We start from the raw sequence: 16,097 nt of genomic DNA, 5'->3' as shown, positions 1-16,097 counted from the left end.
ATGGCCGAGCATCACCGGCCGAGGGTCTTAACCATCCCCGCGGGGCTTCCTTTTCTGAGGACCCTTGCCGAAAGCCTTTGTGACGGCCGGCTGACACCGCAATTCCGGTATGATCCCGACGATCCTCTATCGCTTTCTAAAACCACGATCTATCTGCCGACGAGGCGTGCGGCACGTGTGCTTCGCTCGGAATTCGTCGACCTGCTAGGCGGTCGATCTGCGATCCTACCGGTCATCCGCCCACTCGGCGAAACCGATGACGACAGCGGCTATTTCGACGAGGCCTTACCGGCGACCTTGGATCTTGCCCAGCCGCTCTCGAATACCGCCCGGCTGCTGGAACTCGCCCGCCTCATCCTCGCCTGGCGAAACAAACTCCCGGAAATTGTCCGCAGCATCCATTCCGATTCGCCACTCGTTGCGCCGGCAAGTCCCGCCGACGCCATCTGGCTTGCGCGGAACCTTGCGGAACTCATCGATGCGATCGAAACCGAGGATCGGGATTGGAGCGAGCTGTCCCGATTGAATGCCAAGGATTATTCGCTTTGGTGGCAACTGACGGCCGAATTTCTGCAGATCGCCAGCACCTTCTGGCCGGAGAGGCTGAACGAGCTTGGCAAGTCGTCGCCGGCGCGGCATCGAAACGCCATCCTTCGGGCGGAGGCGAATCGTCTTGCGACAACCCGACCGATGGGACCCATCATCATTGCGGGATCCACCGGTTCGGTGCCGGCGACGGCCGACCTTATCGCGGCGGTCGCCGCCCTTCGGGAAGGCGTGATCGTACTACCGGGCCTCGACCTCGGGATGCCGGATGAGCACTGGCGAATGGCGGCACCGGACGATCGGAAGCCAGCGGATCCCGCGAGCCGCAGTCACTCACAATACGGCCTAGCCCAGTTGCTGAAGCGACTGAAACTGATGCGCGAGGACGTTGTGCCGCTTGCAGAGCCACCAGAGGAACTGCAGCGCCGCGCTGAAATCCTGTCGCATGCGCTCGCCCCTGCCGAGGCCACCAGTGACTGGGGAAGCTGGAAGGCGAAGCTACCCGCCACGGCCATCTCGATAGCGTTTGCCGATGTCTCGTTGATCGAGGCAGGCAACGAGCGAGAGGAAGCGACCGCGATCGCGATCGCCCTGCGTTTGGCACTCGAACGGCCCGGCAAAGACGGCGAGAGCCGGGCGGCATTGATCACGCCCGATCGAAACCTCGCCCGACGCGTTAGCACCGAACTCGCGCGTTTTGGCATCGTTGCGGATGATTCTGCCGGCACGCCGCTTTCCGCAACACCACAGGGAACATTGCTGCAGTTGCTGCTCGAAGCAACGCTTCGCCCCGGTGATCCGGTCGCCATCGTCGGGCTGCTCAAGCATCCATTGGCCCGCTTTGGGCTGGAGCGTAGCGCGCTTGTCGAAGCCGTCGCGGCACTGGAGCTTCTTGCGCTCCGGGGTGGCGTAGCCGAGGTCGACATCTCTGCGCTCGAACCGCTTTTCGAGCAGCAGCTGTCCAAGCAGTCCCAGGATCGTCACGCGCCGCAATGGCGAAAGGCGCTCCCCGCCGGTGCAGTCGATCACGCCCGTGCCCTTGCCCGTCGCATTGCCGAAGCCACCGAACCGCTCGCCTCGGCGCTCGTTCGAAGCCTACCCGAAGAGCGAGGACTGACCACCAGCTTTGCCCTTTCCGAATGGGCGAAGCGCACCGGGCGCGCCCTGGAGGCCGTGGCCGGCGACGATCGCGGTGACCTTGCCGGGCTCTGGTCGGGGGAAGCGGGCGACACGCTGGCGTCAATGCTTGGCGAGGTTATTGAAACCGAAGGACGGATCAACGCCGACGGGCCGCAATGGATCGATATTGCCGCAGCGCTTCTCGCAGGCCAGGCAGCAAAGCCGCGGGCGCTAAGTCATCCAAGGCTGTTCATCTTCGGCACGCTGGAGGCTCGCCTGCAGAGCGTAGACACGCTCATCCTCGGAGGGCTGAACGAAGGGTCGTGGCCGGGGCAAACGTCCAACAATCCCTTTGTTTCCCGCACCATGAAGACCGAGATCGGGCTCGAACCGCCGGAGCGACGGATTGGCCAACTGGCGCACGACTTCGAAATGGCCAACGGCACGCGTCATCTCATCTATTCGCGGGCGCTCAGGCAAGGTTCGACGCCAACTGTTGCGTCGCGGTGGCTGCAGCGACTGCTCGCGTTTGGCGGGAAGGAGTTCGAGGCAGAGCTGAAGGGTCGTGGAGACCATTTTGTGCATTGGGCGAATCTGATCGATCAGGGCGATCGCCAGGCACCGGCACAACGCCCAAGCCCAACGCCACCACAGGAAATGCAGCCGAAGTCCTATTCGTTCAGTGAGGTGGGGCGGCTTCGTCGTGACCCCTATGCGATATACGCACGCCGGATTCTGCGGCTCGACCCTGTTGCACCCTTCAACCGGGATCCGGGTGCCGCCGAACGAGGAACGCTCTATCACAAGATCATCGATCGCTTCATCCGCGAAGGTCACATCGCCGGAACACCCGCGGCGGAAACGGCGATGGAGGTCATTCTGGCGGAGTTGTTCGACACCGAACAACTGCCCGCACACATCGACATTGTCTGGCGCCCGCGCTTTCGCGAGGTTGCCCGCGCCTTTCTTGATTGGGAGGCACGACGACGGCCGGATATCCGAAAGACGCTGACGGAAGTGCGCGGCGGCGTCGAGTTGGAGCAAATCAATCTCAGGCTCAGCGGTATCGCCGACCGGATAGACATCACGGGGACGGGAGCTGCCGATATCATCGACTACAAGACCGGATACAATCCTTCTGCGTCTCAAGCTCGCGCCCTTCTCGATCCCCAGTTGGCGCTGGAGGCCGCTGCGCTTCACGCCGGCGCCTTCCGGGACGCCGGCAGTCTCGTTCCGCAGAATCTTCTCTATGTGCGACTTCGCCCGGGCGATCGTTTCCAGGTCGATGCCGTCAACAACGAGACGTCGACGAGGAACGACAAGACAAAGTCGGCTATGGATCTGGCGGTCGAGTCGATCGATCAGCTCATAAAGTTTGTCTCGCTTCTGCAGTCGGGTGAAAAGGGCTTTACGTCCCGGCTTCTGCCGGCACAGCAATTCGACTTTGGTGGCGACTACGATCATCTGGCCCGCGTCTCGGAGTGGTCAGCGGCGGAGAGCGACGAGGCAACCGGCGATGAATGATGAAACAACATTGCCCGAGGGCGACGATCCCGTTGCCTGGACGAGTTGGACGACCATCCAACAGTCCATCGCATCCGACCCTCAACGCTCTGCCTGGGTTTCGGCCAATGCGGGTTCCGGGAAGACACATGTCCTGACGCAGCGCGTCATCCGACTACTATTGGCCGGGGCGCGCCCGTCGGCGATTCTCTGCCTGACCTATACGAAGGCGGCAGCATCCGAAATGTCGAACCGAGTGTTCGAAAGGCTCGCCGAATGGGCCGTTTTGACCGATGTGGAGCTTGAAGAGCGCATTGCGCGGATCGAAGGCAGGACACCCGAGCCTGCAAAGCTTGCGGAGGCGAGGCGGCTCTTTGCCAAAGCGCTCGAGACCCCGGGTGGACTGAAGATCCAGACCATCCATGCATTCTGCGAGGCGCTGTTGCATCAGTTTCCCCTGGAAGCGAACGTGGCCGGGCATTTTTCCGTGCTCGACGATCGAGCGGCCGCGACGCTTCTTTCGGACGCGCGTCGATCACTGCTCACGGCAACGACACCAGAGGATGACCCAGCGCTCGCGGAAGCCTTCGCCTATGTGCTCAATCTCGGCGATGAGTCAGGCCTCGAAAACCTTCTCGGGGAGATCATCGCCAACCGCAATGCGATCCGAGCGTTTACCCAGGATGCCGAGCGTCGGGGCGGCATCGAAGCCGTGCTGCGCACGAAGCTCTCCCTCTCCGAAAATGACACTACGGTTGGCATTGCCGAGGCCTATTGGCCACTCGCCGGGCTGCGTGGCGGCGTGCTTGACCAGTATCTAAACCTTGCGGACCAGAAGGGCGGGGCCAAAGCACATGTCATTGCAGCCGCCTTGCGGTCAGCCTCACGCGAACGCGACTATGCGCGGCGTGCTTTGCTGCTGGAGAAAGTCTTCCTTACGGGAAAGGGAGAGCCAAAGGCGGATTCACAGTTTTTCGTGAAGGCGATGTTGAACGAGGCGCCAGAACTCGTTGATGCCGTCGCAACGGCACGAGCGCACGTCGTATCGTGCCGGGATCGATTGAAAACCGTGCGCATGTACGAGGCCACCCGCGCCGCGCTGGTCCTCGCCGACCGTCTCAACAAGGATTACGACGACCTCAAGAGACATCGTAGCCAACTCGACTTCGAGGATCTGATAACGCGGACTGCAGAGCTGTTGAACAAGAGCGACGTTGGCCCGTGGATCCACTACAAGCTCGACCAGGGCATCGACCATATTCTCGTCGACGAAGCACAGGATACCAGCCCGATCCAATGGAGCGTCATCCAGTCGCTAGCCGAGGATTTCTTTTCGGGCGAAAGCGCCCGCACCGCCGTGCGGACCCTGTTTGCCGTTGGTGACGAAAAGCAGTCTATCTACTCGTTCCAGGGTGCCCGCCCCGAGCGCTTTTCCGAAGAAAGCCAACAGACGCGCCGGCGCGTTTCCCAGAGCGGACTTGCTTTCTCGACGGTGCGGTTACCGCTGTCCTTCCGCTCAACCTCGGACGTCCTTGCCGCTGTTGATCACATTTTCACGCCAGCTGAGAATGCCCGTGGGCTGAGTGCGACAGGCGAACCAGTGGTTCACCGTTCCAACCGTATCGGCAACCCCGGCGCGGTCGACCTCTGGGAGATGGTGGCGCCGGAGGCGACGATAAAGGAGGAAGACTGGACCGCACCCTTTGACGCTACACCGGAGAGCGCGCCAGCGTCCATTCTTGCGCGTCGCATCGCCAACACGATTGGCAATCTGGTTGGCAAGGAAACGATCGTCGAGAAGGGTAAAGAGCGACTGATCGACGCCGGCGATATCCTCGTGCTCGTACGCAAGCGCGATGCCTTCGTCAACGCGCTGACACGCGCCCTAAAGCGCCGCGGCGACATACCGGTCGCCGGTGCTGACCGCCTGCGCCTGACGAGCCACATCGCGGTGCAGGACTTGGTGGCTCTCGGCCGCTTTCTGCTGTTGCCGGAAGATGATCTCTCGTTGGCCGCGCTGATGAAGAGCCCGCTTCTCGACCTGAGCGAGGACGACGTCTTTGCAGTTGCCGCCCTTCGTGCGGAGGGCGAGAGCGCCTGGTCTCACGCGCAGAAGTTCGCCGCCGATGGCAATTCGCGCTTCGAAGCGGCGGTTTTACGTCTCAAACTCTTCCTCGATGAATCGAAAGCGCTGTCGGTTCACGATTTCTACGCGCGCGTGTTGGGATGCCACGATGGCCGGCGACAGTTCCTTGCCCGCCTCGGAACCGAGGTAAGCGACATTCTCGACGAGTTCCTGACATTCGCGCTCGATCACGAGAACTCGGGCCTGCCCGGCCTGCAGTCCTTCATTTCGACGCTCGAAATTGAGGCGCCGGAGGTTAAGCGCGAGCAGGACAAGGGGCGGAACGAAGTCCGGATCATGACCGTCCACGCTTCAAAAGGTCTGGAGGCGCCGATCGTGTTCCTCGTTGACGGCGGATCAAAGGCCTTCATACACTCGCACATGCCCAAGCTTCGGCTTCTTGAACAGGAGCATGGCGAACCGCCGATGCCAGCCTGGGTTCCGCTCGGCGATCTCAGCAACTCGCTCACCCAAATTGACGCGGCGCGCCTCCAATCGCTCGCGGAACAGGAATATCGCCGGCTACTCTATGTGGCGATGACGCGAGCTGCGGATCGCCTAATCGTTTGCGGTTACCGGGGCATTCGTCCGAACACCGATACCTGGCATGCAATGATCTCGACAGCGATGACGGACAGTCATCCGCATGTCTCCGCTGCGACATTCTCCGGACCGGACGGCACCTGGGCCGGTATCGAATGGCGCGTGCCCCGAATTGAGCGCAGGTTCGAACGGTTGGTACGCACCGAACAGGCCGCAAGGCCGGAGAATATCCCCCCGAGCCTGGCAAAGCCGCTGCCGCCGCGAAGACAGTTGCCCCGACCGCTCAGCCCTTCCGGCGTCGGGACCATCGTGGACGATGGTGCTGATGATCTTCTGGTCGCCTCCCCGCTCTTTGACGAAAAGGGCAAACCGGATCGCTCCCTGCAAAAAGGGCGGCTCCTACACCGCCTGTTGCAGACGCTGCCGGATCTGCCGCGCGGCGAGCAGGCCGATGCAGCAGCGCGCTACGTCGAGCGCGCTGCGCGCTTCTGGCCGGAGAGCGAGCGTCGGCGACTCGTAGATTCGGTCCTGAAACTATTAGGGGATCCCGATCTGAAGGCCGTGTTCTCAACTCACGCGCAGGCGGAAGTCGCGGTCATGGGCACCCTGACGATCGCCGGACTCGACCACGCCGTTTCCGGCCGCGTTGACCGAATGGCAGTCTTCGAGGATCGGGTGGTGGTGCTCGACTACAAGACCAATCGCGTTCCGCCACAGACGGCAGAGACGATTCCCTTTTCCCACAAAGCTCAGCTTGCAATTTATCGTGAAATCCTGGCGCCGCTCTATCCCGGCAAACGCATCGATTGCGTGCTGGTTTACACCGAGAATGGTTCCGTTCACACCCTGACGCCCGATGCATTGGCGTCGGCGCTTGCGCAGCTCGAAACAAAGTGAAATACCGGGCATTGAAATTCCCGCACCGCACGCTCACATGTGTTTCAACAGGAATCCGTAAAGGAGCAGCCTATGGCTACCGTAAAAGTCGATATCAACAACTTCCAGTCGGAAGTTCTGGAATCCGCAGAACCCGTCGTCGTCGATTTCTGGGCTGAATGGTGCGGCCCGTGCAAGATGATCGCCCCCAGCCTCGAAGAACTCGCTGTGGAGTTTCAGGGCAAGGTGAAGGTCGCCAAGCTCAACATCGATGAGAACCCGGAACTGGCCGCTCAGTTCGGCGTCCGCTCCATTCCGACGCTCGCCATGTTCAAGGCCGGCGAAGTTGCTGACATCAAGGTTGGCGCTGCCCCGAAGACCGCTCTTTCGAGCTGGATCTCAAGCGCCGCTTAAGCATTTCCTATCAGCAGATAAGAAGAAGCCCGGCATTTGACCGGGCTTTTTTCATTTCGGGGGTGTGCCGTTGTCGGCAAGCACATCGCCGACGAGATAAAGAGAACCGCCGATCAGGATGCGTGGCGGGTGGGCCTGTTCGAAGGCGCCTTCCTTGACTGCTTCCAACGCGTCGCTGACAGTCGACATCGGCTCCGCGACGAGGCCCGCATCATATGCGGCGTTTGCCAGGATAACCGGGTCAATCATCGAGTCGCTGCCACGGATCGGCACGCAATAGACCTTTTCGGCAAGTCCCTTGAAAGCCTTGAAGTAGCCGACCGGATCCTTGGTGTTGATCATCCCAATGATCAGGAACAGCGGCCGTGACTGCTTTTCCTCGAAATTCGCCATGGCTTCGGCGATGACTTCCCCAGCGCCAGGATTGTGGCCGCCATCGACCCAGATTTCCGCCTTGGCCGGGGCACTGGCCATCAAATGCCCGTCGTTCAGTCGCTGAAGGCGACCCGGCCACTCGACCGACAGCAGCGCCTTTTCCATCATGGTCTCGGTAACCGTGAAGCCGGCAGCCTTGACGGCGCGGATCGCTGCCGCAGCATTGGCATACTGGTGGCGACCCGGAAGACGCGGCAACGGCAGGTCGGCGAGGCCAAACTCGTCCTGATAGACGAGGCGTCCATATTCCTCATGTGCCATATAGTCCTGGCCGAAGACGGCCGTCGGGCAATTCAGTCGCTCCGCAGTCGACATCAGGACGTCGAGCGCGGCATCATACTCCTGCTTGCCGATAACGACCGGGCAACGGCGCTTCATGATGCCTGCCTTTTCGGCCGCAATCAGTTCGACGCGATCGCCGAGATAAGGCTGATGGTCCAGCGAAATCGGCATGATGACGGAGACGGCGGGGTCGGAAATCACGTTGGTCGCATCGAAACGGCCCCCGAGGCCGACCTCGATGATAGCCGCGTCCGCCGGATGCTCGGAAAAAAGGATGAAGGTGACGGCGGTCAGGATCTCAAAAACAGTGATCTTCTGACCATCATTGGCTGCTGCGACGCGTCGCACAGCCTCGGCGAAAACCGCATCATCGACCAGCTGGCCGCGGCTGCCTTTGACACCGATCCTATAGCGCTCGTGCCAGTTGACCAAATGCGGAGAGGTATGGACGTGGGCGCTGTAGCCGCCGGCTTCCAGCAAAGCCCGGCAAAAGGCAGTTACCGAGCCCTTGCCGTTCGTGCCCGCCACGTGAATGACGGGCGGCAGCTTTTTCTGCGGATCACCGAGAACGGAAAGAAGCCGGGTAATGCGGTCAAGGGATAGATCGAAGCCCTTGGGATGCAATCCCATCAGCTTATCGATTTCCTGTGCTGCTTCGCTCACTGCGGCTTGGCCCCTTGGTATCATCGCGCGACCCGCCTAGTCGGCTCAGGCGCTCGCGGCGATCGCGAGCGTCCCGCTTTCCTTGTTGAGGTTTGCTGCAGGCTTCTTGGTCAGGATCTTCAAGACGCGAGCCAGCGTATCCGGAATATCGTGGCGCTTGACCACCATGTCGACCATGCCGTGTTCCAGCAGGTATTCCGACGTCTGGAAGCCTTCCGGCAGCTTTTCGCGGATCGTCTGCTCGATGACGCGCTTGCCGGCAAAGCAAATTTCCGCGCCGGGCTCTGCCAGGTGCAGATCTCCGAGCATCGCGTAAGACGCCGTAACGCCACCCGTGGTCGGGTTCGTCAAAACGACGATGTAGGGCAGCCCCGCTTCCTTCAGCATGTCGACGGCAACGGTCGTGCGTGGCAGCTGCATGAGCGACAGGATGCCCTCCTGCATGCGAGCACCGCCCGAGGCCGGGAACATAACCAGCGGGCACTTCTCCGCAATGGCGCGTTCGAAGGCCTTCACGATTGCCTCGCCGGCGGCAATGCCGAGCGAACCGCCCATGAAGTTGAACTCGTGAACGACGGCGACGAGCTTCAGGCCACGAACCTTGCCGACGCCGGCAACGATCGTGTCTTCCTGCTCGGTCTTAACGCGGCTGTCCTTCAGGCGGTCCGTGTATTTCTTGGAATCGCGAAACTTCAGCGGATCCTGTGCGACCTTCGGCTGGACGAGCGCTTCGTAGGCGCCGTCATCGAAAAGATCGGCAAGACGAGCCTTTGCCGGCATCTTCATGTGATAGCCGGACGCCGGAATGACCCACTTGTTGCTCTCCAGATCTTTATGGAAGACCATTTCACCCGTTTCCGGGCACTTGATCCAGAGGTTCTCCGGCACTTCGCGGCGGCCCAGCATGGAATTGATGCGGGGGCGGACGTAGTTGGTGATCCAGTTCAAGTCGAAAACTCCTGATTGACTATTGCCAATGTGGGGAAACTATTCGGCAGCAACAAGGCGCGCCGAACGTGTCCCCGTTGACAGTCCACGAACAAGCGTGGCGACGGCCTGGACGGTATCGGCGGTTGCCTTCCCATCCTTAGTGAGGCTTGCTGCCACCTGATTGACGATTGCGGTGCCGACGACGACGCCATCGGCCGAGCTGCCGATGACCTTCGCATGGTCGGCGGTCTTGACGCCGAAGCCAACGCAAACCGGCAGGTCGGTATGCTGCTTGATGCGCTTGACGGCGCCGGAGACGAGAGATGTATCCGGTAGCGCCGAGCCGGTGATACCGGTCATCGACACGTAATAGACGAAGCCCGATGTGTTCTTGAGAACGGTCGGCAGGCGCTTTTCATCCGTCGTCGGCGTTGCCAGGCGAATGAAATTAATCCCCTTCTTGAGGGCGGGGATGCAGAGTTCGTCATCCATCTCCGGCGGAAGATCAACGATGATGAGGCCATCGATGCCGGCAGCCAGCGCATCATCGACGAACTTGTCCACGCCATAGATATAAATCGGGTTATAGTACCCCATCAATACGATCGGCGTTGCGTCATCGGCTTTGCGGAAATCGGCTGCAAGCTGCAGTGTCTTCTTTAGGGTCTGACCGCCCTTCAGAGCGCGCTGGCCAGCCATCTGGATCACCGGGCCATCGGCCATCGGATCGGAGAAGGGCATGCCGAGCTCGATGACATCGGAGCCCGCCTCCGGCAAGGCCTTCATGATGCCGAGCGAGGTTTCGTAGTCGGGATCGCCGCCCATAAAATAGGTGACGAGTGCCGGCCGGCCTTCCGCCTTCAAATCGGCGAAGCGTTTGTCCATACGTGCGGTCATGACTTACTCACCCATTCCCAGAATCTTGCCGACAGTGAAGATGTCCTTATCGCCGCGGCCGGAGAGATTCATCAGGATGACCTCGTCCTTGCCCATCTTCGGGGCGCGCTTGATGACTTCCGCCAGCGCGTGCGACGGCTCGAGCGCCGGAATAATGCCTTCGAGGCGGGTGAGCGTCTGGAAGGCTTCGAGCGCCTCATGGTCCATGATCGGAACGTATTCAACACGGCCGATGTCATTCAAGTAGGAATGCTCCGGGCCAATGCCTGGATAGTCGAGGCCAGCCGAAATCGAATGGCCTTCCTTGATCTGGCCGTCGCTATCCTGCAGTAGGTAGGTGCGGTTGCCATGCAAGACGCCGGGCGAGCCTGCGGTGATCGAGGCGCAGTGCTCATCGCCATTGAGGCCCTTGCCGCCCGCTTCGACGCCGACGATCTTGACGCTCTCATCGTCGAGGAACGGATGAAAGATGCCGATCGCATTGGAGCCCCCGCCGACGGCGGCGATAACGAGATCCGGCAAGCGCCCTTCGGCCTCCAAAATCTGCTCACGAGCTTCGGTGCCGATGACTGCCTGGAAGTCACGGACCATTTCCGGATAGGGATGCGGGCCGGCAGCCGTGCCGATCAGGTAATAGGTATCATCGACGTTGGTGACCCAGTCACGCAGCGCCTCGTTCATGGCGTCCTTGAGCGTGCCATGGCCGGCCGTGACTGGCTTCACCTCGGCGCCAAGCAGCTTCATGCGAAACACGTTCGGCGCCTGACGCTCAACGTCGGTTGCGCCCATGTAAACGACGCAAGGGAACCCGAAGCGGGCGGCAACCGTTGCGGAGGCAACGCCGTGCTGACCGGCACCGGTTTCCGCGATGATGCGGGTCTTGCCCATACGCTTGGCGAGCAGGATCTGGCCGATGCAGTTGTTGATCTTGTGCGAACCGGTGTGGTTCAGCTCTTCGCGCTTGAAGTAGATCTTCGCGCCGCCGAGTTCGGCCGTGAGGCGCTCAGCGAAATAGAGCGGGCTTGGGCGGCCGATGTAGTGGGTACCAAGCTGTTTCAGCTCCGCCTGGAATTCCGGATCGTCCTTTGCCTTGTTCCACTCGTCCTGAAGGTCGAGGATCAAAGGCATCAGCGTCTCGGCGACGAAGCGGCCGCCGTAAATACCGAAACGGCCGTCTTCATCAGGGCCGGAACGGAAGGAATTCGGTTTTGGCGTCTGGTTCACTCTCAACTCCCTGAGGCCGCTTCGGGCTGGCAGGCCCACGCGACCGCATCGAAAAACTCATCGATCATTGCCACATCCTTGACGCCCGGCGCGCTTTCGACGCCGGAAGACGCATCGATCCCGGGCGCCTTGGTCATGGCGAGCGCCTCGGCAATGTTGGCTTTGTTCAAGCCACCGGAAAGCATGTAATCCACATTGTCGTCAAGCCAAGAGAGCAAGCTCCAATCGAAGGAAACCCCGTTGCCACCGGGCAAATCGGATCCCTTCGGGGGCTTGGCGTCGAACAGGAAACGATCGGCAATGCCAATGTAAGCCTCGACCCGCTTTAAGTCGTCGGCCGTCCGCACGGAGAAAGCCTTCATGACCGGCAGTCCATACACCGCCTTTATGGTCAATACGCGCTCAGGGCTCTCGTCGCCGTGCAGCTGGAGAATATCCGGCTTCAACAGCGCCACGATCTCATCGAGATCGTCGTTGCTCGGATTTACGGTGACGGCAACGATCTTGGCCTTGCCGCGAGCCGGCTCTGCAAGCCTGCCGGCGATATCCGGCTCGATGTAGCGTGGGCTCTTCTCGAAGAAAATGAAGCCGATATGCGTGGCGCCCCTTGCCAAGGCGCGATCGATCGCTTCAGCTGTCTTCAACCCGCAGATTTTGATATCTGGTTTCATGGCAGCGAAGTGACACGAAATACGCTTGGAGTCGAGCCAAATCGCGACAAAAGCTGAATTTTCGAGGCTTCGATCAATCAAAATCGATGGCGTGAAGCTGGCTGCCGTGACGCTTCAACCAGGCTTTTGCCTCTTCCATGTGAGGGCAGAGCTTTTTGCAGAGCGCCCAGAAGCGCGGTCCGTGATTCATCTCCCTGAGATGGGCCACTTCGTGCGCCGCCAGATAGTCAACGACCGACGGTGGCGCCATGACGATGCGCCAGGAAAAGCTTAGATTGCCTTCGGACGAGCAGGATCCCCATCGACTGCGAGTGTCCTTCATGGCGATCGACTTGATCGGTGCATTGATTGATCGGGCGTGCAGCGTTGCCAACCTCTCAAGATCGGCTCGCGCCTCCTTCTTCAGGAAAGCCGCAATGCGTCGCCCGACATGCTCGGGCATCCCGCTGACCTTGAGCACGGGTTTGCCATCGACGACGACGCCCTCCGTCAGCCCGCGAAGGCTGCCCGTATGGTAAATGCGATGAGACACGCCGCGGAAAGGAACAGTGCCGCCGTCACGAAGAGAGCCATCAGTGGAGAATTTGGCAAGCTTCGTCAGCAGCCAGCCCTGATGACGGTCAAGGAACGCATTCACCTCCTGCGGTGCTAACCCACTCGGGATCGTCATCTTCAGTGCCCGGCCACCCGGCTCGATACGCAGGGTAATACGGGTCGCCCGCTCGTGTTGCTTGATCGTCAGCGGCATCAGGCGGCCAGCCACGTCAAGCGTTCGGGTCTCCGGCGGAGCCGGCTTCCGAACGCTGCGGCGTGGCTTTGCGAGAAGCGGGAACATGGGTTCTTTCTATATGATTCGCCTGTCCTGCAGACAAAGAAAAGCCGGCATCAACGATGCCGGTTCAAGTTTCAGTGCTGAACAGTCCTGGAATTACGGCGTCTGGTATTCTGCTACCGGGCCATTATCGTCACGCTTGGCGTTCTTGCGATCGCGCATGAAGCGGTCGAACTCTTCCTGGTCCTTGGCGCGGCGCAGTTCGCGTACGTAGGAATCGAACTCTTCGCGCATCTCATCCAACTTGCGACGTTCTTCTTCGAGCCGGTCGAGCTCGGCCTTCCGCCAGTCGTCGAAGGCGACGTTGCCCGTCGAGAAATGCGGGCGATAGCGGCCATGCGAACGTCGGCAGCCGGCAAAGAATCCATCCGCGGCATTGTTGGCGTCGCGCTTGAAACCGCGCAGACGCTCCCCGAAGATGATGTAGGCGAGCATGGCCAGACCCAGAGGCCAGAAGACCACGAAGCCGAGGATCATCAGGGCAATGGTAGCCGGAGTCCAATCCGGGCGAAGCAATGCTGACTGGTTCATCGTGCGGTGTCCTCGCATTTTCCGCGCCCGGCAAGATGCCGAGCGCTAGAATCGATGTGGTTACACGGCCAGGAAGCTTCAAGACGGGGCACGTCTAAATCGCACAACACCTTGAAATACAATTACTAATTCAGAATCCACTAATTCAGCTGGACTTACCGCCTTTGATCACCCGCTTTACAGCAGGCTTTCCTGTACGCGCATGTTCCCTGACGAAATTGACGATGCGTGGAGCGATTTCGCGGCGGAAGCGCGAGCCGTTAAAGACTCCATAGTGGCCGACATCGGGCTGCAGGTAGTGCATGCGCATACTGTCGGGGATGTTGATGCAGATGGTCTGGGCAGCCTGAGTTTGGCCAACGCCCGAGATATCGTCATTCTCGCCTTCTACGGTCAGAAGGGCAACGTTGCGGATCGCGGCGGGATCGACAAGCTTGCCGCGGTGGACCAATTCGCCCTTCGGCAGCGCGTGCTTGATGAACACCTGGTCGACCGTCTGAAGGTAGAACTCGGCCGTCAAATCCATGACCGCCAGATATTCGTCGTAGAAATCACGGTGCTTCTCGGCCGGCTCGCCGTCATTCTTCACGAGATGCATGAAGAATTCCTTGTGCGCGATCACGTGCCGATCGAGGTTCATCGACATGAAGCCGGACAGCTGCAGGAATCCTGGATAGACCGGGCGCATGAAGCCCGGCTGAGGCCACGGCACGTTCATGATCACGTTGTCGGCAAACCACTCCAGCGACCGCTCCTTGGCTAGCTGGTTTACCGCCGTCGGGTTGATGCGCGTATCAATCGGTCCGCCCATCAATGTCATCGAAGACGGCGAAAACGGATCGTTTTCCGCCTCCATCACCGCGGCCGCGGCCAGTACAGGTACGGACGGCTGACAGACGGCGATGACGTGGGTGTCTGGACCGAGGAAGCGCAGCATTTCGATGACGTAGTCGACGTAATCATCGAAATCGAAGGTGCCCTCCGTCATCGGCACCATGCGAGCATCCATCCAGTCCGTGATGTAGATGTCGGCATTTGGCAATAGCGCCTCAACCGTACCGCGCAGCAGCGTCGCATAGTGCCCGGACATCGGCGCAACAACGAGAATGCGCGGGTCTGACACATGACCACTCGGAACATTGCGGGCGAAATGGAGTAGGCTGCAGAAGGGGCGTGACCAGACAATCTCTTCTCGGACAGCAACCTTTCGGTCGCCGATGACGGTCTCTTTCAGATCGAATGAGGGTTTGCCGTAGCGGCGCGTTGTGCGCTCGAACATTTCGAGACTTGCCGCCATAGTGCGGCCCCAGGGCGTCTGCGAAATGGGATTGAACGGATTGGCATAGACCATGCGCATGATATCGGCGAAAGCACGATAAGGCGCCAATGCAGCATGGTTCAATTCATAAAGCTGATAGAACATGAGATGCGCCACCTTTCTCTAATCTGGAAGACGACGCCGATTGAAAAGGCATCGGATTCTTTCCAACGACGTGCTGGCACCTCAACGCAGATTAACAGGTTTTTGTTGCGCAGCAACATTGGCATCCGCACCGCAAAAAGAAATGCCGGGAAAATTATCCCGGCATGATGGTGCGCTCGAATGCTTAATGATCTCGGAATGGGGTCTCAGCGGTCAGCCGCGAAGGTCTGCTTCTGTGAGCCCAGACCCTCGATACCGAGCTCAACGACGTCACCGGACTTAAGAAACCGCGGTGGCTTCATGCCCATGCCGACGCCAGGAGGCGTCCCAGTCGAGATGACATCGCCCGGATGCAGGGACATGAACTGGCTGAGATAGGACACCACGTAGGCAACGCCATAAACCATCGTCTTCGACGAGCCGTTTTGCATGGTTTCGCCATTGACCTTCAGCCACATCCCGAGGTTTTGCGGATCCGCGATTTCGTCCTTGGTGACGAGCCAGGGCCCGATCGGACCAAACGTGTCGCACGACTTGCCCTTGGTCCATTGGCCGGCACGCTCCGTCTGGAAGGCCCGCTCGGAGACGTCGTGGGACACACAATAGCCGGCGACGTAATCAAGCGCATCGGCTTCACTGACATACTTCGCCGTTTTGCCGATGACGACGCCGAGTTCCACTTCCCAGTCGGTCTTCTCGGAGCCGCGCGGAATGAGGACATTGTCGTTCGGCCCCACGATTGCCGACGTTGCCTTCATGAAGATGACGGGCTCCGGCGGGACGGTCGCGCCAGTTTCCGCGGCATGATCGGAAAAATTCAGGCCGATGCAAATGAACTTTCCGGTTCCGGCAACGCAGGCGCCGATGCGGCCGGGTGCCAATTCCGGCAGGCTCTTCGGGTCAATAGCCTGAAGCTTCGATAAGCCTTCGGGCGAGATCGCTTCGCCGCCAATATCCGCGACATGCGCGGAAAGATCACGGATCTTGCCATCGGAATCGAGCATGGCGGGCTTCTCATGGCCAGTCTCTCCAACACGCATAAGCTTCATGAAATTCCTCCTCAGAAAAAGCGACGTCGTGATC

The 16,097-nt window shown here is 60.2% G+C and carries 12 protein-coding genes; 3 read left to right on the top strand and 9 right to left on the bottom strand.

Translation table 11 applies throughout. From position 1 onward, the window contains the following. The 3 genes from addB to trxA all read left to right on the top strand — a co-directional run bounded on the left by addB (window position 1) and on the right by trxA (window position 7,126). On the top strand, window positions 1-3,189 hold the full coding sequence (addB, locus tag FHT97_RS23195) for a double-strand break repair protein AddB (RefSeq protein WP_183864411.1): 3,189 nt from the start codon (window positions 1-3) through the stop codon (window positions 3,187-3,189). Continuing rightward, window positions 3,182-6,733: a double-strand break repair helicase AddA gene (gene addA, locus FHT97_RS23190; RefSeq protein WP_183864410.1), complete on the top strand. Its 3,552-nt coding sequence runs from the start codon at window positions 3,182-3,184 to the stop codon at window positions 6,731-6,733. The genes addB and addA overlap by 8 nt, the downstream gene beginning before the upstream one ends. Before the next feature lie 72 nt (window positions 6,734-6,805). Next, window positions 6,806-7,126 carry a thioredoxin gene (trxA, locus tag FHT97_RS23185; RefSeq protein ID WP_007528746.1) on the top strand — a complete coding sequence of 107 codons (321 nt, stop codon included), beginning with the start codon at window positions 6,806-6,808 and terminating at the stop codon, window positions 7,124-7,126. A gap of 51 nt (window positions 7,127-7,177) precedes the next feature. Here trxA and FHT97_RS23180 read toward each other — a convergent pair whose 3' ends face one another. The 9 genes from FHT97_RS23180 to FHT97_RS23140 all read right to left on the bottom strand — a co-directional run bounded on the left by FHT97_RS23180 (window position 7,178) and on the right by FHT97_RS23140 (window position 16,063). After that, complete coding sequence (locus FHT97_RS23180) at window positions 7,178-8,530, bottom strand: folylpolyglutamate synthase/dihydrofolate synthase family protein (protein WP_183864409.1); 1,353 nt, start codon at window positions 8,528-8,530, stop codon at window positions 7,178-7,180. A gap of 21 nt (window positions 8,531-8,551) precedes the next feature. Then, window positions 8,552-9,454 carry an acetyl-CoA carboxylase, carboxyltransferase subunit beta gene (gene accD / locus FHT97_RS23175; RefSeq protein ID WP_016556872.1) on the bottom strand — a complete coding sequence of 301 codons (903 nt, stop codon included), beginning with the start codon at window positions 9,452-9,454 and terminating at the stop codon, window positions 8,552-8,554. A 39-nt stretch (window positions 9,455-9,493) separates the two neighbouring features. Beyond that, entirely contained in the window at window positions 9,494-10,333 is an 840-nt protein-coding gene (gene trpA / locus FHT97_RS23170; RefSeq protein WP_183864408.1) for a tryptophan synthase subunit alpha, read from the bottom strand. Between the two features lie 3 nt (window positions 10,334-10,336). Beyond that, window positions 10,337-11,557 carry a tryptophan synthase subunit beta gene (gene trpB, locus FHT97_RS23165; RefSeq protein WP_183864407.1) on the bottom strand — a complete coding sequence of 407 codons (1,221 nt, stop codon included), beginning with the start codon at window positions 11,555-11,557 and terminating at the stop codon, window positions 10,337-10,339. A 2-nt stretch (window positions 11,558-11,559) separates the two neighbouring features. Then, window positions 11,560-12,228, bottom strand: coding sequence for a phosphoribosylanthranilate isomerase (locus FHT97_RS23160; protein WP_183864406.1), 669 nt, complete (start codon window positions 12,226-12,228; stop codon window positions 11,560-11,562). 73 nt (window positions 12,229-12,301) lie between these two features. Then, entirely contained in the window at window positions 12,302-13,063 is a 762-nt protein-coding gene (locus FHT97_RS23155; protein WP_183864405.1) for a M48 family metallopeptidase, read from the bottom strand. A 93-nt stretch (window positions 13,064-13,156) separates the two neighbouring features. After that, complete coding sequence (locus FHT97_RS23150; RefSeq protein WP_114714233.1) at window positions 13,157-13,591, bottom strand: DUF2852 domain-containing protein; 435 nt, start codon at window positions 13,589-13,591, stop codon at window positions 13,157-13,159. A 145-nt stretch (window positions 13,592-13,736) separates the two neighbouring features. Beyond that, a complete protein-coding gene (locus tag FHT97_RS23145) occupies window positions 13,737-15,014 on the bottom strand; it encodes a polyhydroxyalkanoate depolymerase (RefSeq protein ID WP_183864404.1) in 1,278 nt (425 codons plus the stop codon). Window positions 15,015-15,220: 206 nt separating this feature from the next. Then, window positions 15,221-16,063, bottom strand: coding sequence for a fumarylacetoacetate hydrolase family protein (locus tag FHT97_RS23140; protein ID WP_183864403.1), 843 nt, complete (start codon window positions 16,061-16,063; stop codon window positions 15,221-15,223). Window positions 16,064-16,097 lie beyond the last annotated feature (34 nt).

It is taken from the genome of Rhizobium sp. BK399 (assembly GCF_014194695.1).
Taxonomy (GTDB): Bacteria; Pseudomonadota; Alphaproteobacteria; order Rhizobiales; family Rhizobiaceae; genus Rhizobium.
This window is presented reverse-complemented; position numbering and strand designations above follow the sequence as displayed.

What these genes read in the sequence shown, in the direction of transcription:
- trpA (WP_183864408.1), bottom strand. Translation starts at nt 10,333, where the DNA reads ATGACCGCACGTATGGACAAACGCTTCGCCGATTTGAAGGCGGAAGGC.
- trxA (WP_007528746.1), top strand. Translation starts at nt 6,806, where the DNA reads ATGGCTACCGTAAAAGTCGATATCAACAACTTCCAGTCGGAAGTTCTG.
- addB (WP_183864411.1), top strand. Translation starts at nt 1, where the DNA reads ATGGCCGAGCATCACCGGCCGAGGGTCTTAACCATCCCCGCGGGGCTT.
- FHT97_RS23145 (WP_183864404.1), bottom strand. Translation starts at nt 15,014, where the DNA reads ATGTTCTATCAGCTTTATGAATTGAACCATGCTGCATTGGCGCCTTAT.
- FHT97_RS23140 (WP_183864403.1), bottom strand. Translation starts at nt 16,063, where the DNA reads ATGAAGCTTATGCGTGTTGGAGAGACTGGCCATGAGAAGCCCGCCATG.
- FHT97_RS23180 (WP_183864409.1), bottom strand. Translation starts at nt 8,530, where the DNA reads ATGATACCAAGGGGCCAAGCCGCAGTGAGCGAAGCAGCACAGGAAATC.
- FHT97_RS23155 (WP_183864405.1), bottom strand. Translation starts at nt 13,063, where the DNA reads ATGTTCCCGCTTCTCGCAAAGCCACGCCGCAGCGTTCGGAAGCCGGCT.
- addA (WP_183864410.1), top strand. Translation starts at nt 3,182, where the DNA reads ATGAATGATGAAACAACATTGCCCGAGGGCGACGATCCCGTTGCCTGG.
- FHT97_RS23150 (WP_114714233.1), bottom strand. Translation starts at nt 13,591, where the DNA reads ATGAACCAGTCAGCATTGCTTCGCCCGGATTGGACTCCGGCTACCATT.
- FHT97_RS23160 (WP_183864406.1), bottom strand. Translation starts at nt 12,228, where the DNA reads ATGAAACCAGATATCAAAATCTGCGGGTTGAAGACAGCTGAAGCGATC.